This is a genomic window from Marinobacter sp. JSM 1782161 (assembly GCF_011421605.1).
GTDB lineage: Bacteria > Pseudomonadota > Gammaproteobacteria > Pseudomonadales > Oleiphilaceae > Marinobacter_A > Marinobacter_A bohaiensis.
The window spans coordinates 1,183,196-1,204,414 of record NZ_WSSA01000002.1 but is presented as its reverse complement, the minus strand read 5'-3'; the positions used below and the strand labels follow the sequence as shown (position 1 = coordinate 1,204,414).

Here is a 21,219-nt window from a genome sequence, read left to right as displayed (position 1 = left end):
GTGGATGACCGCGCCCCGGGACCGGAACGCGGAACAATCAAACGATCAGTGGAGCCGGTCGTCGATCGGCATACCCCTCAATGAATTGGGGAGTGCTTCGACGATTTCAACGTCAATGAAGTTCCCCACCACATCGGGATTGTCGGTGCGGAAATTGACGATGCGATTGTTCTCGGTGCGCCCGGCGTATTCGCCCGGGTCTTTCTTGGACAGCCCTGTGACCAGGATGCGCTGGGTGGAACCCACCATCCGGCGGCTGATCTCGTGAGCCTGCTGGTTGATACGCTGCTGCAGGATGCTCAGGCGCTGTTTCTTGACGTCCATCGGCGTCTCGTCCGGCAGGTCCGACGCCGGGGTGCCCGGGCGCGGGCTGTAGACGAAGCTGAAGGAGACGTCGAAGCCGATGTCGTTGATCAGCTTCATGGTAGCCTCGAAATCCCGTTCGGTTTCGCCTGGGAAGCCGATGATGAAGTCCGACGAGAAGCTGATGTCCGGACGGATCTTGCGCAGACGACGCAGCTTGGATTTGTACTCCAGCGCTGTGTGGCCGCGCTTCATCGCCGCCAGGATGCGGTCGGAGCCGCTCTGGACCGGCAGGTGCAGGTGGCTGACCAGCTCCGGCACCTGCTCGTAGACGTCGATCAGGGCGTCGGAGAATTCAACCGGGTGCGACGTGGTGAAGCGGATCCGGTCGATGCCGTCGATGGTGGCAATCATGGTGATCAGCTCGGCCAGGTCGACGGTGTCGCCGTCGTGGGTTTCGCCCTGGTAGGCGTTGACGTTCTGGCCCAGCAGGTTGACCTCGCGTACGCCCTGGTTGGCCAGGTGCGCCACTTCGGCAATCACGTCGTCCAGCGGGCGGCTGACTTCCTCGCCGCGGGTGTAGGGCACCACACAGAAGGTGCAGTACTTGCTGCAGCCCTCCATGATGGAGACGAACGCCGACGCGCCTTCGGCTCCGGGCGTTGGCAGGTTGTCGAACTTCTCGATCTCCGGGAAGCTGACGTCGACCACGCCCACGCCGCCGTGACGGGATTCCTGGATCAGGTCCGGCAGCCGGTGCAGGGTCTGCGGGCCGAACACCATGTCCACGTAGGGCGCGCGGTCGATGATGGCCTGGCCTTCCTGGCTGGCGACACAGCCGCCGACGCCAATGACCAGTTCCGGCTTGCGCGATTTGAGCTGCTTCCAGCGACCGAGCTGGTGAAAGACCTTCTCCTGCGCTTTTTCGCGGATGGAGCAGGTGTTCAGCAGCAGAATGTCTGCGTCTTCCGGGGAGTCGGTCATTTCAACGTCTTCGCCGGCTTTCAGCAGGTCGGCCATGCGCGATGAATCGTATTCGTTCATCTGGCAGCCATGGGTCTTGATAAACAGCTTTTTGGTCATGGAACTCAGTGGGTCGTTGGTCAGTGAATCGTTGGATAAAGGGTAACGGGCTATTATAACGGCCTGATCAATCCGCAACCAGAGGCTGACTGCCCTTGTTGCCCGGTCGTGCTACCATACGCGGCCTTGTTTTTCGTGTCCCTCTCGCCGGTGGAGATTGTTTCCGGGCCGGGGAGTGGGCTGGACGTTCGCTGGAGTTGCCGGAATGGTTGCCAAGAAGTGTTACAAGATCATTTTCTACAATCAGGACGATGTTTTCGAAATCTACGCCGGGCATGTCTATCCCAGCGAAATGTTCGGCTTCCTGGAGGTTGAGGCGCTGACCTTCGGCGAACGCAGTCAGGTGGTGGTGGACCCGTCCCAGGAAAAGCTGCGCGGCGAGTTCGAAGGGGTGCAGCGCACCTACATCCCGATGAATGCGATCGTCCGCATCGATGAAATGGAACCGAACGAGGCGGAGCGTCCCATGGGGCGCGTTAAAAGCCCGGTGACTCCGTTCCCCGGTAATCCCGGCCAGAACCGCAACAAGGACTGAGGTCCACGGGAACGCCTATGACGCCGGAAAGACTCGCCCGCATCAAGCAGACTCTGGATCGCCGTCAGCCGGATCTGCACGTGCTGACCGACCAGATCCACAAACCCCGCAACATTTCCGCGATCATCCGCACCTGCGACGCCTTCGCCGTGGCCAATATGCACGCGGTCTGGCCGAAGGAGGGGTATCGCGCCTTCCGCAAGACCGCTGGCGGCAGTCATAACTGGGTCACCACCCACACCCATCCGGACATGCATGGCGCCATCGATGAATTGCGCGGCCAGGGCCGTCGGATCTACGCCGCGCAGTTTTCGGAGCGGGCGGTGGACTACCGCGATGTGGATTACACCGGGCCCTGCGCCATCGTGCTGGGCAACGAACTTGACGGTGTTTCGGCGGAAGCGGCGGACCGCGCCGACGAGCACATTATTGTGCCCATGATGGGCATGGTGGAATCGCTCAACGTGTCGTCCGCCTGCGCCATCATCCTGGCGGAGGCCCAGCGTCAGCGCACCGCAGCGGGGTTGTTCGACCGCCGCCGGTTGTCGGATGCGGAGTACGAGCGTCTGCTGTTCCGCTGGTGCCAGCCCCAGATCACCCGCTACTGCGATGACCGCAACCTGCCGTATCCGCCGTTCGATGTGGCAACCGGTGAGCTGATCGACGGCGTAAGCTGGATGAACGACGTGCGCGAAGTGCGTCGCAACCGCGAGCGGGCCCGCCCTGAAGATTTCGTTGAGCCCGCTCGCGAAGACTGATCGTCAACCCTGCTCGGCTTTGCTCTCCAGGTAGCGTTGCAGCTGCTCACGCAACGCCTTGGGCAGGCGTGTGATGGTCAGGGCGTCCTGGTCCTTGTCGTAGTACACCGCCTGGTTCATCAGGTCGGATGAGAACGACAGGCTCATGCCGCCGCCGGAGCCGGCAATCCGCACCAGTTTCTTGACCTTGCGATGATCCGGATGCAGTACGCCGTTTTCGGGCAGTTCCTCTTTCTCCGAGGCGAACTGGCGAAAACGGTCCGGCTGGTCCTCGTCCAGATAGCCGGAAAGCGCCTCGATTGCCACCGGTTCGCCCAGGGCGTGTTGTTCCTTGCAGAACTCATAGGCCCGGGCGCGCACCTGGCCGGCCTTTTCCGGCTCCTCGGTCTGCGAGGCGAAGGCCTCCACCGCGTTGAGGAAGGTCAGGGTTTCTTTCTCCACGTCCACCTGGTTGGTAAATCCGCACAGGCGAATGAAGAGCTCGCCGGGTTCGCCGGTACCGCGGGCGTGAACCAGGGTCAGGCAGTTTTCGCTGGGCTGGTCGCCGAGCCAGTCGTCCACTTCGAGCCGCAGTGCCAGGTTCAGGCGGGACAGGCTCAGTACGTCCATGGCGTCGAGCTTCTGCTCGTGATCCAGTCGCAGGGCGCTGTCGCTTTCCAGGGCGAACAGGTAGATGACTTCGCCGTCGGCCAGCGCTTCGTGTACCAGCATCAGGTGGCCGATGTACTCCTCCTGGCAGCCGGTGAGAAGTTCCTGCCATTGGCCGTACAGCTTGTCGGTCAGGGTTTCGAAGGTCTGCTTGCCTTCCAGGTAATCCCGGAACCAGGCGCTGGCCGGGCTCTCGCCGATGTCGTCGGAGAAGCGTCCGTACTTCTTGCCGGGTTTGGCGTTGAACAGGCGCTTGAGCTGCTTGTGGAGTCCTTCGTAGTCGCCGCCGGGTTCCGGCAGGGTCGGGCCTGGGCGGACCTGGGCTTCGTGTCCCGGTTGCATCTGGCTGGCAAAAGTAACGCGCAGCTGTTTGATGGCCATGATTGTCCTCTTCTAGAAACAAACCGCTAAAAAGCAAACGGCCACAACCCGCGCGAACGGGTTATGGCCGTGTTTGCCATTATGGCGGATATTGCCATAAATGTGCGGGGGAGCTTATCAGATCCGCTTCTTGCCGATCAGCTCCTGCACGATGCGGTCGGCCACTTCGGCGACGTTATTGTCGGCGTTGGCGGTGGCCGTGGCGCCGGCGATGTCGTCACCGATGTTGACGGCAACGGCGATCAGGCCGTGGGCGGTGAGCAGCTGCGCTCCCCGGCGGCGGTCGTCGGCGTTGCCCGCAGTGTCTTCGTTGAGGACCACACTGGTGCGGTTCAGGTCGAACAGTTTGCGTTCCACCGCACGCGCCAGTTCCGGCGCCTGGGTCCCGGCACAGCCGATGATGATCGGCTTCTGGGCCAACCGACGCTCGCGTTCTTCCGGAGTGACCGGCTGCAGGCTGTCACCGCTGTCCCTGGCCAGGCCGGCGATCATGCCGGCGCCAATGGTGACGTTGGTCAGGCGGTCGACGATGATGAATGCACCGGTTGCCCGGTTGCGCGGGTACGGGTCGAACGCCACCGGCTGGTTCAGCGTGACTTCGCACAGGCCGATCTCGTTCAGATCCAGGTGATCCCGGTCAGCGGCCTCATCCAGTGTGTTGACGTCGATCTGGTTGTGGATCGCCGTGATCGAGCCGGAGGTGAAGTTGGGGCCCAGCTTGATGTCGTAGAGGCGATCCTTAGCCATCGGGCTGTCGATCATCCACACGACGTGGGCGTCGAACTTGTTGCTCACCAGCGGCTCGTCGCCCGGCTTGACCAGCATGTCGCCACGGCTGACGTCGATCTCGTCTTCCAGGGTCAGGGTGACCGCCTGGTCGATGTAGGCGCTGTCCAGGTTGCCGTCGAAGGTGACGACTTCCTTGACCTTGCTGGTGCGGCGCGATGGCAGGGCCATGATGTCATCGCCCGGGCGAATCACGCCGGAGGCAATGGTGCCGCTGAAGCCCCGGAAATTCAGGTTGGGGCGGTTGACGTACTGCACCGGCAGACGGAAGTGCTCCAGGTTCTTGTCGCGGGCCACTTCCACCGACTCCAGGATTTCCATCATCGGCTGGCCGGTGAACCAGGGGGTGTTCTCGCTGCGGTTGACGACGTTGTCGCCCTCCAGTGCGGAAATCGGCACGAAGCGGATGTCCTGCAGGCCCAGCTTCTCGGCGAACTTCAGGTAATCCTGCTTGATGTCTTCGAAGCGCTCTTCGCTGAAGTCCACCAGGTCCATCTTGTTGACCGCCACCACGATGTGCTTGATGCCCAGCAGGGACGCGATGAAGGTGTGGCGACGGGTCTGGGTCAGGACGCCGTGACGGGCGTCGATCATCATGATCGCCAATTGTGCGGTGGATGCACCGGTGGCCATGTTGCGCGTGTACTGTTCATGGCCCGGGGTGTCGGCGATGATGAACTTGCGCTTGTCGGTGGAGAAGTAGCGGTAGGCCACGTCGATGGTGATGCCTTGCTCCCGCTCCGCCTGCAGGCCGTCGACCAGCAGGGCCAGGTCCAGCTTTTCGCCGGTGGTGCCCAGCTTTTCGCTGTCGGCTTTGAGGCTGGCCATATGATCTTCATAGATCATCTTGGTGTCGTGCAGCAGGCGGCCAATCAGGGTGCTCTTGCCGTCGTCGACGCTGCCGCAGGTCAGCAGGCGCAGCAGCTCTTTCTCTTCGTGTTGTTTCAGGTACGCGTGAATGTCTTCTGCGATCAAATCGGACTGGTGTGACATGATTCTGTTCCCGTAGATGCTGTCTGGCTGTCGGCGTTCGGCTTAGAAGTAACCTTCACGTTTCTTCTGCTCCATGGAGCCGGCGGAATCGTGATCGATTACGCGGCCCTGGCGTTCGGAGCTCTTCGCCAGCAGCATTTCCTGGATGATATCGGTCAGGGTGTCGGCCTTGGATTCGATGGCGCCGGTCAGCGGATAGCAGCCGAGGGTCCGGAAGCGCACGGATTTCATCATCGGCTTCTCGCCGTCTTCCAGCGGCATGCGGTCGTCGTCCACCATGATCAGGGTGCCGTCACGCTCAACCACCGGGCGCTCAGCGGCGTAGTACAGCGGAACGATCTCGATGTTTTCGAGATAGATGTACTGCCAGATATCCAGCTCGGTCCAGTTGGACAACGGGAATACCCGGATGCTTTCACCCTTGTTGATCTTGCCGTTGTAGATGTTCCACAGCTCGGGGCGCTGGTTCTTGGGGTCCCAGCGATGGTATTCGTCGCGGAAGGAGTAGACCCGCTCCTTGGCGCGCGACTTTTCTTCGTCCCGGCGGGCGCCCCCGAAGGCGGCGTCGAACTTGTACTTGTTCAATGCCTGCTTGAGCGACTGGGTTTTCATGACGTCGGTGTGCTTGGCGCTGCCGTGAGTAAACGGGCCAATGCCGGCGTCCACGCCTTCCTGGTTGATGTGGACAATCAGGTCCAGGTCGTATTTCTCGGCCTGGCGGTCCCGGAACTCGATCATTTCCTTGAACTTCCAGGTCGTGTCCACATGCATCAGCTTGAACGGGATCTTGCCCGGGTAGAAGGCCTTGCGGGCCAGATGCAGCATGACGGAAGAGTCTTTGCCGATGGAGTAGAGCATGACGGGGTTGTCGAACTCCGCGGCCACTTCCCGAATGATGTGGATGCTTTCAGCTTCCAGTTGCTTGAGATGCGTCAGGTTATACGTGGTCATGATCCAGTTACCGGTTGCATGGGATGCATATTGATTATAAGTGATCGAAACAGTCGTCGACTGGAGCCGCCCTGAGCCGGGAGTGTCACAGACGGTGCGGGCTCGGAATATGGGACGAGACTATATCAGAGATGCCCGCGCTATAAGAAGGCGAGGGACTATAGTTTAGCGGCATAACAATATGCCCGAATGCGTTGTTTTCGGGCGGGTATTCGGGCGCGAAGGGTGCCTGTCTATTGATTGAGTTCGCGGGCTACGAACTGGTCCACGTAATCGTGGCCGTTGCCCTCGAACTGACTGAACTGCAGACCCAGGTGATACATCCTGCGGGATACCCTGCGAATATGCACGACGTAGCAGCGCGCCTCGACAGTGACCGACTGGACCGTAACCACCGGGATGGAGAAGCGGACGTCGAGTTCCACCGGGTCCTTGGGGGCAATGTTGCGTTTATCGGCAATCAGCGTGTCGAGCCGTTCGCTTTCGCATTCCACCATCATGCCGGCGCGGGACAGGTTGGCGGTGTGACAGGTCAGCGTATTGCCTTCACGATCGCTGACGATGACCTCAAGGCGGGTCGCGATGCGTTGCTGTTGACGTAGATTGGGTTTGCCGCCCATGGCTTTAAGGCCACTCCGAAGTGACGGTAGCGAAGAAAGTGCACTGCCCATAAGTATTATCTGATTATTTCCGTGAGATATCACTGACCGGTCTGGAGCCGGTTTGGTGAGCCCGGTTTAACAACTCGTCGCTAACGGCTTGAAAGCATAGACCTAAGTGAAAATTGGAGCAAGCGGTCTGTCGTTGTTGTCGTCGGATTTGTGGGCGAGGTCGCACCGTTAGGGTTGAGATATATCCTACAGGGCGCACGATTCGATGACGTTGCCGGTGTCGCCGGCAGGGTCTTGCCGCAATTTAAGGCTCTAGCGAAGGGAGGGTGTCGGAACGGGGAAACGGTGAATGACCATAAGGCACCGCGAGATGCCTTATGGTTTGCGGCCGGATCGGGTTCAGTTGTCCAGCTTTTTCTGCAGGATCTCGTTGAGCAGCTTCGGGTTGCCCTGGCCTTTGGAGGCTTTCATCAACGGGCCCATGAAGCCACCCATCAGCTTCTTGCGCTTCTTGGGATCCTCTTCCGCGCGATACTGGGCAATCTGGTCGCCCATATCCGCCAGGACGCCGTCCACCAGTTTCTCCAGCTCGCCGGTGTCGGAAACCTGCTTCAGGCCCTCACGCTCGATGATGGCATCAACATCCGCATCGTCGCCGTTCCAGAGTAGCTCGAACACCTTCTTGGCGCCGGAAGACGACAGGGTGTTGTCGGCAATGCGCTGCACCAGGGCGCCCAGGCGCTCTGCGGGCAGGGGGCTGTCCTTGATGTTCAGTTCCGCGGCGTTGAGGCGTGCGCTCAGTTCGCCGAGGATCCAGTTGGCTGCCAGCTTGGCGTCGCCGCCGGACTTGGCGGTGGTTTCGAAATAGAGGGCCGTGGCGGCGTTGTTGCTCAGCAGGCCTGCGTCGTAGTCGGACAGGCCGTAGTCGGCCTTGAAACGGGCTTCCTTGGCGTCCGGCAGTTCCGGCATGGCGGCGCGGATGCTGTCGATGAAAGTGTCGTCGATTTCCACCGGCAGCAAATCGGGACAGGGGAAGTAGCGGTAGTCGTTGGCTTCTTCCTTGGTCCGCATGGAGCGGCTTTCGTCCCGTTCACCGTTGTAGAGGCGGGTTTCCTGAACGATTTCGCCGCCGTCTTCGAGGATGTCGATCTGGCGTTCGACTTCCCGGTGAATGGCGGCCTCCATGAACCGGAACGAGTTCAGGTTCTTGGTCTCGGTGCGGGTGCCCAGTTGCTCGGTGCCTTCCGGGCGGACGGAGATGTTCACGTCGAAACGCATGGAGCCCTGGGACATGTCGCCGTCGCAGATGCCCAGTGAGGACACCAGACCGTGCAGCTTGCGGGCGAACGCCACGGCTTCCTCGGCGCTGCGCATGTCCGGTTCGGTGACGATCTCGATCAGCGGCGTGCCGGCCCGGTTGAGGTCGATGCCGGTCATGCCGTGATAGTCCTCGTGCAGGGACTTGCCGGCGTCTTCCTCCAGGTGGGCGTGATGGATGCGTACGCGCTTCTCGGCACCGTTGTCCAGGCGGATATCCACGTGGCCCGGGCCGACAATCGGCTCGGCCAGTTGGGTGGTCTGGTAGCCCTTGGGTAGATCCGGATAGAAATAGTTCTTGCGCTCGAACACGGAGCGCCGGTTGATCTCCGCGTCGATGGCCAGACCGAACATGGTGGCGTAGCGGAACGCCTGCTCATTGGCCACCGGCAGGGTGCCGGGCATCGCCAGGTCAACCGCGCTGGCCTGGGTGTTGGGCTCCGCACCGTAGGCGGTACTGGTGCCGGAAAAGATCTTGGTCTGGGTGGCGAGCTGAACGTGGATTTCCAGCCCGATCACAACTTCCCATTGCATGATGTGTCGTCCTTCCTTCTGGTTCAGCCCGCGGGCGTCAGTGTGTGCCAGTCTGTGGCCTGCTGGAACTGGTGGGCGGCGTTGAGCAGGCGCGCCTCATCGAAGTAGTTGCCAATCAACTGCAGGCCTACCGGCAGCCCGTCGATCTGACCCGCCGGCACGGACATGGCCGGAACCCCCGCCAGGTTGATGGCGATGGTGTAGATGTCTTCCAGGTACATCTTGACCGGATCGTCGGTCTTGGAGCCCAGGCCGAACGCCGGGGTCGGTGCGGCCGGGCCCATGATGATGTCCACGGACTTGAACGCCTCGACGAAGTCCTGCTGGATCAGTCGGCGGACTTTCTGGGCCTTGAGGTAGTAAGCGTCGAAGTAGCCGGCGGAGAGGGCGTAGGTGCCCACCAGGATGCGACGCTTGACCTCTTCGCCAAAGCCTTCGGCGCGGGTGCGGGTGTACAGGTCCATCAAATCCTGCGGGTTCTCGCAGCGGTGGCCGTAGCGCACGCCGTCAAAGCGTGACAGGTTCGCGGAGGCCTCGGCCGGCGCGATGATGTAGTAGGCGGCGATGGCCAGGTGTGTGTTGGGCAGGGAGATCTCCTGCACCGTGGCGCCCAGCTTCTCGTACTCGGTGATGGCCGCGCGGACCTGCTCGGCCATACGGCCGTCCAGCTGGTTGGTGAAGTATTCCTTGGGCAGGCCGACTTTCAGCCCTTTGAGGGGCTCATTCAGGGTGGTGGTGTAATCCGGCACCTTGTGGTCGACGCTGGTAGAGTCTTTTGGATCGAAACCGGCCATGACGTTGAGCATCAGGGCGTTGTCCTCGGCCGTGCGCGCCATGGTACCGCCCTGGTCGAGGCTGGAGGCAAAGGCGATCATGCCGTAGCGCGACACCCGGCCGTAGGTTGGCTTGAGACCGGTGATGCCGCACATGGCGGCCGGCTGGCGGATGGAGCCGCCGGTGTCCGTACCGGTCGCCGCCGGCACCAGCCGCGCGGCAACCGCTGCGGCGGAGCCGCCGGACGATCCGCCGGGTACGAGCTGCTCGCCCCAGGGGTTGACGGTTGCACCGAAATAGCTGCTCTCGGTGGAGGAGCCCATGGCGAACTCGTCCATGTTGGTTTTACCCAGGCATACCGCACCGGCGTCGCGGAAACGGGCGCTGACGGTGGCGTCGTAGGGCGGAACGAAGTTCTCCAGCATGCGCGAGCCACAGGTGGTGCGCACGCCGTTGGTGCAGAAGATGTCCTTGTGGGCGAAGGGAATGCCGGTCCAGGGTGTGGCGTTACCCTGGGCGCGTCGCTCGTCCGCGGCGCGGGCGTCGCGCAGGGCCTCGTCCTCGGTCACCGTAATAAAGCTGTTGGTCGACTTGTCTTCGGTGCGGATGCGGTCGAGGAAGTGCTGGGTCAGTTCGACGCTGGAAACGGTGCCCTGCTCCAGGTCGCGGGCCAGTTCAGCTACAGTCTTGTCGTGCATAATGCGTGTCCGTAACAGTGCAGTTCGTCAGTAGGCGAGGGCGGTGCGTCGTATCACTCGATGACGCGGGGGACCAGGTACAAACCATCCTCGGTGGCCGGGGCGATAGCCTGGAAGGCCTCGCGCTGGTTCTGTTCGGTCACTTCGTCGGCCCGCAGGCGCTGAGTGGCGTCCAGCGGGTGCGCCAGCGGCTCCACCGATGACGTGTCGGCGGCCTGGAGCTGATCCACCAGGTTCAGGATGTTGCTGACGTCCCGTTCCAGGGACGCTGCCTGACCGTCTTCCAGACGAATGCGCGCCAGCAGGGCGACTTTTTCGATCTCATCGCGGGATATGGCCACGTGAACTCTCCACTTACCATGTACTTGATGGCGCAGTATGGTAACAGATTGCGCTGTCATCGGGAGGTTTTGGGGAACGGAAAAGCGGTCTGGCAGTCACAGTCGGTCGCGCGTCAACGCCGTCGGCGTCTGGTCCAGACATGGCGCCGTTCCTGGCCCGTATTAGCCTTGCCTGACCTCGGGCCCACTGCTAAAGTTGCCGCATTCATTTTTGCGACTGCACTCCTCAGGTTGAAAATACGCTAATGCTCATCAAGAAAATACGTGGTCTTTTTTCCAGTGACTTGTCCATCGACCTGGGAACGGCCAATACCCTTATTTATGTTCGTGACCGCGGCATCGTGCTGAATGAGCCGTCTGTTGTAGCGATTCGCACCAATAATGCCCAGAAGATGGTCGCCGCCGTTGGGGGAGAGGCCAAGCGTATGCTCGGTCGTACGCCGGGCAATATTACCGCGATCCGTCCGATGAAAGACGGTGTGATTGCCGATTTCGTTGTGACCGAGAAAATGCTGCAGCACTTCATCCACAAGGTGCACGAGAACAGCTTTATTTCACCGAGCCCGCGTGTTCTGGTGTGTGTGCCGAGCAAATCGACGCAGGTCGAGCGCAAGGCCATCCGCGAATCAGCCATGGGTGCGGGCGCGCGCGAGGTGTTCCTGATTGAGGAGCCAATGGCAGCGGCGATCGGTGCCGGTCTGCCGGTGGAAGAAGCCAGCGGTTCCATGATCGTCGATATCGGTGGTGGCACCACCGAGATCGCCATTATTTCCCTGAACGGGATTGTCTACGCCGAGTCGGTGCGCGTTGGTGGCGACAAGTTCGATGAGGCCATTGTGACCTACGTGCGTCGCAACTATGGCAGCCTGATCGGCGATTCCACCGCCGAGCGCATCAAGCACGAAATCGGCTGTGCCTATGAAGGCATTGAGATCCGCGAAATCGACGTGCGCGGCCGCAACCTGGCCGAGGGCGTGCCCCGGGCCTTCACCCTGAACAGCGAAGAGATCCTCGAGGCGCTGCAGGAATCCCTGGCCCAGATCGTCCAGACCGTCAAGAGCGCTCTTGAGCAGTCGCCCCCCGAGCTGGCGTCTGATATCGCCGAGCGAGGCATCGTGCTGACCGGCGGTGGCGCCCTGTTGCGAGGCCTGGACAAGCTGATCAGCGAGGAGACCGGCCTGCCGGTGATTGTCGCCGAGGACCCGCTCACCTGTGTGGCCCGCGGCGGCGGCAAGGCGCTGGAGGTGATTGACCGCGGCGGCATTGGCATGTTCTCGCACGAAGGCTGATCGGCCTGTCAGTAAAGAACCAGACGGCGCGCTCGGACGCGCCGCATTTATGGCCGCCGCTGACGACTTGTCGCAGCGGCGGTTGTCGTTTTATGGGGGAGAACTGAGCTATCAAGACACTGTTTGCAAGAGGTCCCATCCCGGGAATCCGGCTGTTTCTCGTGGTGGTGCTGTCTCTGGTGCTGGTGGTTCTCGATTCCCGTTTCGAACGGGTGGACGAGGTACGTAGCTGGCTGGGATCGGCCCTGACGCCCGTCATCTGGCTCGGCCATGTTCCGGAGAGCCTGAGCGAGTGGAGTGAAGACGTCTTCACCAGCCGCGATGAGCTGCTCGAGGAAAACGAATCCCTGAAGGCGCGCCTGCTGATTCTTGAGCGTCGTTCGATCAAGTATGCCTCCCTGGCGGCGGACAACATCGAGCTGCGCCGTCTCAACGACGTGTCGGCCCAGTTGGACGAGAGCGTGGTGGTGGCGGATGTCATCGGCGTGTCCCCGGATCCGTTTTCCCACGAAGTGATCATCAACAAAGGCCAGCGCGACGGCGTCACCGAAGGTCAGGCGATTCTCGATGCCAACGGCCTGATGGGGCAGGTGATCCAGACCAGCCGGTTTACCTCGCGGGTACTGCTGGTGTCCGACAGCAGCCACGCGGTGCCGGTGGAAGTGCTTCGCAGCGGTGTGCGTGCCATCCTCCTGGGTACAGGCAGCGCCAATACCCTGGAGTTGGTGCACGTGCCGGATACCGCCGACATCCGCGAAGGCGATGAGCTGGTCAGTTCCGGCCTCGGCGGCCGTTTCCCCAAAGGTTATCCGGTGGCTACCGTCATCCGGATCCACAGTGAGCCCGGCGAGCCCTTCGCCAGCATCCAGGCGGAGCCGGCGGCGCAGCTTAACCAGAGTGACCAGGTACTGGTGGTGTTCCAGCCCACTAACCGCCGGCAGTTGCAGGCGTGCGAAGACGGCGCCAGCGACATCGACTGTCCGCCGGCGGATCCTGTCGCCGAAGAGACGGCCGCCGAAGGAGAGGCACCATGAGTCTGTCGGTTATCAGTTATCCGGTGTTTGCCGTCAGCGCCCTGGTGGCTCTGGTGTTGTCCATCTCGCTGTTCCCGGCGGACTGGCTGATCCTGCGCCCCGAGTGGGTGGGGCTGATCGTCTTCTATTGGACCTTCCGCGCGCCCAACCGTTTTGGCGTGTTGGTGGCCTGGGTCCTGGGGCTGCTGCTGGACGTGCTGGAATCGAGCACGCTGGGCATCAATGCCTTCTCAATGGCGCTGGTCGCCTTCCTGGTGTTGACCACGCACCAGCGGCTGCGGATGTTCCCGCTGCCCCAGCAGTGCCTGATGGTGTTCCTGCTGCTGGGCATCAACCAGATGTGCGTGCATTTTGCCAACCAGTTGCTGGGCGCGGACAACCCGGGCTTCACCTATTTGCTGCCCGCCCTCACCAGTGCTGTTGTCTGGCCGGTCGTGTGCGCTATTCTCGACCGTTTGAACCTGAAACTGGCCTGATCCGAGGAGACCTGGAACATCATGCGGTCTGTTGTATTGGCCTCCGCCTCCCCGCGTCGCCGGGAACTGCTTGAACAGATGGGACTCTCATTTACCGTGCAACCGGTTGATATCGATGAGTCCCCGCGCCCTGATGAGCGCCCCGAGATCTACGTGGAGCGTCTGGCTCGCGAGAAAGCCGAGGCGGGACTGGCCCGGCTCGGGGATCCTTCAGCGCTGGTGCTGGGCTCCGACACCACGGTGGTCTGCGATGACCGTATTATGGGCAAGCCCGTCAATGAGCGGGACGCGGCGGACATGCTGCGCCTGTTGTCTGGTCGCACCCACAAGGTGATGACGGCGGTGGCGCTGGCTGGCGATTTCGGGTGTTACGCGCGTCTGGTGGTTACCGAAGTGCGCTTCCGGTCCCTCGATGAGGCTGAGATCGCGGCCTACTGGCAGACCGGAGAGCCCCGGGACAAGGCGGGCGGCTACGGTATCCAGGGCAAGGGCGGGATCTTCGTCGATGGGCTCTGGGGCAGTTACAGTGCGGTGGTGGGCCTGCCTTTGCAGGAAACCGCCGAGCTGTTCGAGGAAGCAGGGCAGCCCGTGTGGCAGTGCTGGTCGTCCACCATGGAGAAGTCGGTATGAGTGAGGAAATCCTGATCAACGTGACGCCGGTCGAGACCCGTGTGGCGCTCGTGGAGAATGGCATGTTGCAGGAAACCTACGTCGAGCGGACCAGCCGCAAGGGCATCGTCGGCAACATCTACAAGGGTAAGGTGGTACGGGTGCTGCCCGGGATGGAAGCGGCGTTTGTGGATATCGGTCTGGAGCGCGCGGCGTTCATTCACGCTTCCGACGTCATGGTGGTGGGTAACAACAACGACACCGAGGCCGACACACCGAAGACCGTGCCCGATATCCGCTCGCTGCTGCGCGAGGGCCAGTCGCTCGTGGTCCAGGTCACCAAGGATCCGATTGGCACCAAGGGCGCCCGCCTGACCACCCAGCTGTCCATTCCGTCCCGCTATCTGGTGTTCATGCCGGAGGTCCAGCACATCGGGATCTCCCAGCGCATTGAGGATGAGACCGAACGCAACCGGCTCAAGGCGCTGGTGGAGCAGAGCGCCGAAGAGCTGGGCGCCAGCAGCGGCGGCTACATCATCCGCACAGCCGCCGAAGGCGCGTCACCAGAGGATTTGCTGGGGGACATGCGTTACCTGCACCGGCTCTACCAGTCGGTGATCGAGCGCAATGCCACCGGCAAGGCGCCGTCGGTGGTCTACCAGGATCTCCCGCTGTTTATCCGCACCATCCGCGACCTGATCCGGCCGCAGACCGAGAAAATCCGGATCGATTCGCGGGAGAGCTACCAGCGAGTAATCGAATTCGTCGAAGAGTTCGTGTCGGAGTTTTCCGACAAGGTGGAGTATTACCCGGGAGAGCGCCCGATCTTTGACCTGTACAGCGTCGAGGACGAGATCCAGAAAGCGCTGAGCCGCAAGGTACAGCTCAAGTCTGGTGGCTACGTCATCATCGATCAGACCGAGGCGATGACGACCATCGACATCAACACCGGCGCGTTCGTGGGTCACCGTAACCTCGAGGAAACCATCTTCAAGACCAACCTGGAGGCGGCGCGGGCCATCAGCCGGCAACTGCGCCTGCGCAACCTGGGTGGCATCATCATCATCGATTTCATCGACATGGAGGATTCCGAGCACCAGCGCCAGGTGCACCGCATGCTGGAGAAGATGCTGGAGCGGGATCACGCCAAGACCAAGATCACCGGCGTATCCGAACTGGGCCTGGTGGAGATGACCCGCAAACGGACCACTGAGAGCCTGGGGCAGGTGCTGTGCGAGCCCTGTCCGATCTGTGACGGGCGTGGCTTCCTCAAGACCAGCGAGACCGTGTGCTACGAGATCCTGCGGGAAATCATGCGGGTCAACCGTGCCTACGAGTCCGAGAGTTACCTCGTGATGGCATCGCAATCCGTCGTCGACCGCTTGCTGGATGAGGAATCCGACAATGTCGCCGATCTGGAAACCTTCATCGGCAAGAGCATCCGCTTCCAGGTGGAGCCCCTGTACAGCCAGGAGCAATACGATGTGGTTCTCCTCTGACGGCGCCGGGGTGGCACTCCCATCTTCCTTGCCCGGAACAACACCCCGCCGGGCACCCGGCCGGCCTCTTCACGGCTAGTATGGCGGTAGGTGCATGGACGTTCCGGGTCATACCGAAAAGGCAATGAAACACACCCTGTTGCGCTGGTTGTCGCGCCTGGCCACCGTGGTTTGGGGGCTGGTGCTGCTGATCCTGATCCTGGCTGCGCTCTACGTGGTGGCCGGGCGCCAGCTGATGGGCTCCATCGAGAGCTATCGTCAGACGGTTGAGTCGGAGCTTTCCGCGCGCCTGGGGCAACCGGTGCGCATCAATCACCTGGTCGGGCGCTGGGAGGGGCTGGATCCGGAATTGACGGTGTCCGGGCTCAGCGTCCTGGCCCCCGGGGACGGCGCCTCCGTGGTGGCCCGGGTCGATCAGGTCAATATCCGTCTCGACTCGTTAACGTCCCTGGCCCGTCAGCGTCTGGTGTTCAGCGACCTGGTGGCCAGCGGCCTCGACCTGACGCTGGAGCAGACCAGTGACGGATCGGTGCGCCTGGAAGGGGTTTCCCTGGCGGCCGCCGAAGACGCGCAACCCGACGCCGGCGCACTGGACTTGCAGGTCTGGATCGAGCGGCTCGGTGAGGTCTTGTCAGACCCCTACGTGCAGCTGAATCAGGTGCGGCTGGGACTGGCCGTGCCCGGAGAGGAGCGCCGCACCTTTTTTATCCCACAGGTGGACCTGAGCTACGAGCAGGGCGTTTTCGCCGCTTCCGGTCGCGCCATGCAGCCCGATGCCAACACCCAACTGGCGAGCTTCTACCTTGAGGGCAAGCATTTCTTCCGTGGGGATTTCGACGGCACGCTGTTTGTCGATGTGGATTCCGGGCGCCTGTTCGACGCGTTGATCCGGCGTTACCAGTGGGAGCAGCGGGCCATCGAGAGTTTCGAGGCGGGCGGCCAGGGCTGGCTGCATTTCCGGGGAGGGCGGATCATCTCCGTCAACGCCCAGGTCGCTATCCCGCACCTGCGGTTCAAGTCCGAAGGCGAAAGCCGGGCGCCGATCGAGGACCTGAGTGCCCACGTGGGTTGGCGCCGTACCGACGATGCGGGCTGGGCGCTGGCGATCCGCGACATGGGCTGGTCCTGGGCCGGCGAGCGCGCGTCCGGTATCGATCTGGACCTGGTTCGCGGCGATCAGTGGAAGGCCCGGGCCAACCGCATCCCGCTCGGCATACTCTCGGACATGGCCCAGGCCATTGCCCCGCTGGACGCGCGGATCACCCGGGCTCTGGCCAACTACCAACCCGCCGGAACGCTGGAGAACGCGGCCCTGACGGCCGACACCCTCAGGTCCTTCCAGCTCCGCGCAAATCTCGACGATGTCTCGATCAGCGCCTACGACGGAGCGCCCGGCGCCAAGGGGCTGGACGGCCACCTGGAGATGACGCCGGATGAAGGTCATGTGCTGGTGGATAGCGCGGATGCGGAAGTGGGCTTCCCGCAGCTGTTTCGTGCGCCCTGGACGCTGGATCGTTTCAAGGCCCGGGTGAACTGGCGGATCGATGGCGGTCGCAAATGGGTCTGGTCGGACCGCATCGAAATGCAGTACCAGGGAGATACCCGCATTGAAGGCGCCTTTGAGCTGGAACTGAACGACCCGGGCGCCGATACTCTGTCCATGCGCGTGGAAAGTCGGAACATGACCGCGCCGATGATTGCCGACTTTGTGCCGGTCCATGAGGTGGATCAGGAATTCTACCAGTGGTTGACCGGCGCGGTTGAGGAAGCGGATATCGAGCAGGGCGTTTTCTACGGCCACGGGCAGGTGAACCCGGGGTCACCGCCGGGCAGTTTCACGACGTCCATGGCGTACCGGTTCCGTGATGCGCGCATCCGCTACGATGACCAGTGGCCGGAGGTCACCGGCGCCAGCGGTCGGGTTGAGGTGCAGGGTGCCCAGGCCGACATCACGCTGGATGCCGGTGTCACCGGCGGCCTGCAACTGGAGCCCAGTCGCGTGCAGGTGGACGGGGACGCGAGTCCCGCCCGGCTGTCGGTGCAGACAGCCGCCGCCTTCAGCGGCGAACGGGTGCCGTACTGGTTGGAGAATTCCCCCCTGGGCGGTTTGGCCGGAGACGCGGTCAGCGGCGTCAGCGTCGCGGGAGACTACCATCTGGACCTGGGGCTGGGGCTCGCCCTGGATGACGATGACAGCACCGACGCCGATCTGGACCTGGCCCTCAAGGTGGCCGATGGTCGCGTTACCTACGACAGCCTGGACGTGGCCTGGGAGCAGATCAACGGAGCCCTCCGCTATCGCAGCGGCAGCGGTTTTTCCGGCGATGCGCTGAATGCGCGGTTCCTGGGGCGGCCGGTGGAGTTGTCGCTGGTGCAGGACGGTGGCGACGCGCCGCTGCAGGTTCGCCAGCGTGGTCGATTTGATGTGAACGACCTGGCCGAACGCGTTGGCATGGAGACGCTGCCCGGCGTGGAAGGTCGTGCTAGTTACCTGGCAACGCTCGGACTGGGTGCCGACGGCGCCTCGATGCTGGGTATCGAGTCGTCGCTCTCCAACCTGTCCATCGACTGGCCCGAACCGCTGGGCAAGGCCATGGGTCAGCCGGCGCCTCTGTCAGTGATCGTCAGTTGGGGACAGGAAGGCGGATACCAGGTTTCGGGGCACTGGGAAGATCGGGTGGCCTATCGCCTGCGCTGGCAGGAAGGGCAGCTCCAGCGGGGGCGCCTGGAGCTTGGTACCGACTCGACATCGCTGTCCGGTGAGCCGGGACTGGAGATCATCGGCCACCTGCCGCGGGTCAATGTGGCCGAGTGGTCGTCAGCCTGGGACCGCCACGCACTCTCACAGCGGGTTGGGGATGCCGGCGTCGGTTCCGCGCCCGCATGGCTGCAGCGGATAGCGTTGACTGCGGGGCGGGTGGAGGCCGCGGGACAAGGCTTCGATGACGTCATCGTGACCGCTCGGGCCGATCAGGATGACTGGTTGATCTGGCTGGGTGGGCCGGATGTGACCGGGCAGGTTCGTCTGCCGGCCGACAGCAGGCCAATCAGCGTGGACCTGGACCAGTTGAGTCTCGCCCGGGAGAACAACACGGATGCCGATCAGGATCGGGAGGAGGCCGCGTCGGGGTTCCGGGAAAGGGGCGTTGCCGACTGGCCGGACGTGGATGTGAATATTGACTCGGTGGTCCTCAACGACCGCGATTACGGCGGTTGGTCGTTCAGGGTGCGTCCCGCGGCCCAGGCGCTGCAACTGGAAGACCTGCATGGGCAGGTGGGCTCTCTGGCCCTGGATGGCAATCTCATCTGGAGCGCGGGTTCGGCGGATTCGCCGGAGACCACGCACGTCAATGGCGTGCTGGAGGGTGAGAACCTGGCGGACCTCAGCGACTGGATCGAGGGGGAAGTGCCGCTCAAGAACAACAAGACGCGCGTGGACATCGACCTGCAGTGGCCGGGCGGTCCGGACCGGGCGTCGTTGAAGTCGGTCCGGGGCAGCCTGGCATTCCGGCTCGATGATGGCGTCATTCTCGAACGTAACAACATGGCCCAGATCTTCCGGATCTTCGGCGTGCTCAACTCGGATACCCTGCTGCGTCGTCTGCGCCTGGATTTCTCGGATCTCTACGAGGCCGGTGTCGCCTTCGATGCGATCTCCGGGACCGCCAACCTCAGGGACGGCACCCTGACCCTGGATCCCGAACTCCAGGTGGTGGGGCCATCGGGCGCGTTCAAGATCACCGGGACCACCGACATGATTCGCGAAACCCTGGATATGCGCCTGGTCGTGGTATTGCCACTGACCCAGAACCTGCCCCTGGCCGCGTTGTTGATGGGCGCGGCGGCGCCGGTGGGCGGGGCCCTCTTTGTGCTCGACAAAGTGCTGGGTGAGCCCCTGAGCCGTCTGACCAGTGCGACCTACAGTGTGCAGGGCCCCTGGAACGATCCTCAGGTGGATCTGCGCAACGTATTTGATACCGGCGACTGAGACACCGGCGACCCCAGCAGCAGATGCCGTGTGTATTCGACGTTCGCGCTTGACGCCGGCCCCGCTTTCGCTGTTTATTCAGAGTCTCCCTGGAAGACACCCGATTACCCGAAGAAACCCAGGCAAAATGGACAGGACCCGACCAGCGGATGGCGGGTCGCGTCAGGAGGTTGAGCGATGACTCAAACGGTTGCTGTATTGCAGATGGTCAGTGGTCACGACCTGGAGAAGAACCTGTCGGATGCCCGGGATCTGCTGGAGGCGGCGGCCCGGAAGGGGGCGACCGCGGCGGTGCTGCCCGAGAACTTTGCCGTACTCAAGACCCGTCAGATGCTGGAACAGGGTCTCAAGGAGCGTGAACCGTCGGGGCCTATCCGTCAGTTCCTGGCGACCGAAGCCCGGCGTCTGGGGCTCTGGATTATCGGTGGCTCCATGCCCATCGCCGCCCGCCCGGATGGAACTCCCCTGGACGCGCGCGTTCGTGCGGCGTGTGTGGTGGTCAATCCGGATGGGGACGAGGTGGCGCGTTACGACAAGATCCACCTGTTCGATGCTCAGGTGGAAGACGCCCAGGGCCGCTACCGCGAGTCGGATACCTTCGAGCCCGGCGACGAGATCGTGGTGGTCGACACGCCGCTTGGCAAGCTGGGGCTCGCGATCTGCTACGACCTGCGCTTTCCGGAACTGTTCCGCCAGCTGCGGGCCAAGGGGGCCGACTGGGTGAGCCTGCCCAGCGCTTTCACCTACCAGACCGGGGCGGCCCACTGGCACCCGCTGCTGCGGGCCCGGGCCATCGAGAACCAGGTGTGGATGGTCGCCGCGGGGCAGGGCGGACAGCACGATGAGAAGCGTCGTACCTACGGCCATTCCATGGTGGTCGATCCCTGGGGAGCGATGGTGGTGGAAGTCAGTGAGGGTATGACACTGGCGACCGCCAACCTGGATTCGCAAAGGCTGACGGTCACTCGCGACCGGATGCCGGTCTGGTCGCATCGCCGACTATAATAGCCGTTTCTGTCACTCTAGCCGGGGCGGTGTGAGGCGGCCAAACGTCTACGCGCCGCCCGGGTTTTCCTGATCGTCGATGCATTCGCGCAGATAGCGGAACAGCTTCTTCGACTGGCCGGTATTCTTCTCCTTGGCGACATCCCGCCGGGCATTGCGTGCCAGGTTGCGCAAATGCTGCATGTCGGAGGCGGGGCAGTAGTCAAAGAACTCGCCGACGACGCTATCGCCTTCCTGAATCATGCGGTCACGCCAGCGCTCAGCCAGATGCTGGCGCCGGGTATGCTCGTCGCTGCCGGCATTCTGGGCTTCCAGCGCGCGCACCACCTCATCCAGGTGCTCCTCGTTGCGCATTACCTTGCCGACGTACTGAAGATGGCGGCGCTTGGCCTCGTTCTGGCGGATGCGGCGAGATTCCTCAATGGCGGCTCGCAGCGTGTCGCTGATGGGCAGTGCCTCGGCCTGTTCCGGGGTGAGTGCCAGTAGCTGCTTACCGATGGCCTGCAGCGCGTGCATTTCCCGCTTCAGTTCGGATTTACTCTTGAACTCGACCTCGTCCGGGTCGTAATGATCGTGCTCTGTCGTCATGCTGTGTCCATCGGTTCT

Annotated in this window: 18 protein-coding genes; 9 read left to right on the top strand and 9 right to left on the bottom strand. The window is 62.6% G+C overall.

The features are described from left to right. Window positions 1–45: 45 nt before the first annotated feature. On the bottom strand, window positions 46–1,386 hold the full coding sequence (gene miaB, locus GQB00_RS05305; RefSeq protein WP_165855446.1) for a tRNA (N6-isopentenyl adenosine(37)-C2)-methylthiotransferase MiaB: 1,341 nt from the start codon (window positions 1,384–1,386) through the stop codon (window positions 46–48). 205 nt (window positions 1,387–1,591) lie between these two features. On the opposite strand from miaB, the gene GQB00_RS05300 reads away from it, so the two are divergent. Both GQB00_RS05300 and trmH read left to right on the top strand, forming a co-directional pair. After that, a complete protein-coding gene (locus tag GQB00_RS05300) occupies window positions 1,592–1,921 on the top strand; it encodes a DUF1820 family protein (RefSeq protein ID WP_165855445.1) in 330 nt (109 codons plus the stop codon). 17 nt (window positions 1,922–1,938) lie between these two features. Beyond that, window positions 1,939–2,679, top strand: a complete 741-nt coding sequence (trmH, locus tag GQB00_RS05295) for a tRNA (guanosine(18)-2'-O)-methyltransferase TrmH (protein ID WP_111495721.1) — start codon at window positions 1,939–1,941, stop codon at window positions 2,677–2,679. A gap of 3 nt (window positions 2,680–2,682) precedes the next feature. Here the strand turns inward: trmH and GQB00_RS05290 are convergent, their stop codons facing one another. The 7 genes from GQB00_RS05290 to gatC form a co-directional block, all read right to left on the bottom strand. After that, window positions 2,683–3,708 carry a nucleoid-associated protein gene (locus tag GQB00_RS05290; RefSeq protein ID WP_165855444.1) on the bottom strand — a complete coding sequence of 342 codons (1,026 nt, stop codon included), beginning with the start codon at window positions 3,706–3,708 and terminating at the stop codon, window positions 2,683–2,685. A gap of 117 nt (window positions 3,709–3,825) precedes the next feature. Then, window positions 3,826–5,487, bottom strand: a complete 1,662-nt coding sequence (gene cysN, locus GQB00_RS05285; protein WP_165855443.1) for a sulfate adenylyltransferase subunit CysN — start codon at window positions 5,485–5,487, stop codon at window positions 3,826–3,828. Between the two features lie 42 nt (window positions 5,488–5,529). Beyond that, the gene (cysD, locus tag GQB00_RS05280) at window positions 5,530–6,438 is read right to left on the bottom strand and encodes a sulfate adenylyltransferase subunit CysD (RefSeq protein ID WP_111495724.1); all 909 of its coding nucleotides are present in this window, start codon (window positions 6,436–6,438) and stop codon (window positions 5,530–5,532) included. A 233-nt stretch (window positions 6,439–6,671) separates the two neighbouring features. After that, window positions 6,672–7,058 carry a PilZ domain-containing protein gene (locus GQB00_RS05275; RefSeq protein WP_228160532.1) on the bottom strand — a complete coding sequence of 129 codons (387 nt, stop codon included), beginning with the start codon at window positions 7,056–7,058 and terminating at the stop codon, window positions 6,672–6,674. 390 nt (window positions 7,059–7,448) lie between these two features. After that, complete coding sequence (gene gatB / locus GQB00_RS05270; RefSeq protein ID WP_111495726.1) at window positions 7,449–8,900, bottom strand: Asp-tRNA(Asn)/Glu-tRNA(Gln) amidotransferase subunit GatB; 1,452 nt, start codon at window positions 8,898–8,900, stop codon at window positions 7,449–7,451. A gap of 23 nt (window positions 8,901–8,923) precedes the next feature. After that, complete coding sequence (gene gatA / locus GQB00_RS05265) at window positions 8,924–10,372, bottom strand: Asp-tRNA(Asn)/Glu-tRNA(Gln) amidotransferase subunit GatA (protein WP_165855442.1); 1,449 nt, start codon at window positions 10,370–10,372, stop codon at window positions 8,924–8,926. A 53-nt stretch (window positions 10,373–10,425) separates the two neighbouring features. After that, window positions 10,426–10,713 carry an Asp-tRNA(Asn)/Glu-tRNA(Gln) amidotransferase subunit GatC gene (gene gatC / locus GQB00_RS05260; RefSeq protein ID WP_111495728.1) on the bottom strand — a complete coding sequence of 96 codons (288 nt, stop codon included), beginning with the start codon at window positions 10,711–10,713 and terminating at the stop codon, window positions 10,426–10,428. Window positions 10,714–10,958: 245 nt separating this feature from the next. Here gatC and GQB00_RS05255 point away from each other — a divergent pair, with 245 nt between their 5' ends. From GQB00_RS05255 to GQB00_RS05225, 7 genes are all read left to right on the top strand, one after another. Further along, a complete protein-coding gene (locus GQB00_RS05255) occupies window positions 10,959–12,002 on the top strand; it encodes a rod shape-determining protein (RefSeq protein ID WP_111495729.1) in 1,044 nt (347 codons plus the stop codon). Window positions 12,003–12,154: 152 nt separating this feature from the next. After that, window positions 12,155–13,036, top strand: coding sequence for a rod shape-determining protein MreC (mreC, locus tag GQB00_RS05250; protein WP_416234153.1), 882 nt, complete (start codon window positions 12,155–12,157; stop codon window positions 13,034–13,036). Next, window positions 13,033–13,512 (top strand): rod shape-determining protein MreD, encoded by a 480-nt coding sequence (gene mreD, locus GQB00_RS05245; RefSeq protein WP_165855441.1) that lies wholly within the window; start codon window positions 13,033–13,035, stop codon window positions 13,510–13,512. Before mreC ends, mreD begins: the two co-directional genes overlap by 4 nt. A gap of 21 nt (window positions 13,513–13,533) precedes the next feature. Next, a complete protein-coding gene (locus tag GQB00_RS05240) occupies window positions 13,534–14,142 on the top strand; it encodes a Maf family protein (RefSeq protein ID WP_111495731.1) in 609 nt (202 codons plus the stop codon). Then, window positions 14,139–15,620 carry a ribonuclease G gene (rng, locus tag GQB00_RS05235; protein WP_165855440.1) on the top strand — a complete coding sequence of 494 codons (1,482 nt, stop codon included), beginning with the start codon at window positions 14,139–14,141 and terminating at the stop codon, window positions 15,618–15,620. Before GQB00_RS05240 ends, rng begins: the two co-directional genes overlap by 4 nt. A gap of 124 nt (window positions 15,621–15,744) precedes the next feature. Beyond that, entirely contained in the window at window positions 15,745–19,608 is a 3,864-nt protein-coding gene (locus tag GQB00_RS05230; RefSeq protein WP_165855439.1) for a YhdP family protein, read from the top strand. 177 nt (window positions 19,609–19,785) lie between these two features. Next, window positions 19,786–20,613, top strand: coding sequence for a carbon-nitrogen hydrolase family protein (locus tag GQB00_RS05225; RefSeq protein ID WP_165855438.1), 828 nt, complete (start codon window positions 19,786–19,788; stop codon window positions 20,611–20,613). 48 nt (window positions 20,614–20,661) lie between these two features. On the opposite strand, the gene yjgA is transcribed toward GQB00_RS05225, so the two are convergent. After that, on the bottom strand, window positions 20,662–21,201 hold the full coding sequence (gene yjgA, locus GQB00_RS05220) for a ribosome biogenesis factor YjgA (RefSeq protein WP_111495735.1): 540 nt from the start codon (window positions 21,199–21,201) through the stop codon (window positions 20,662–20,664). Between the last annotated feature and the right edge of the window lie 18 nt (window positions 21,202–21,219).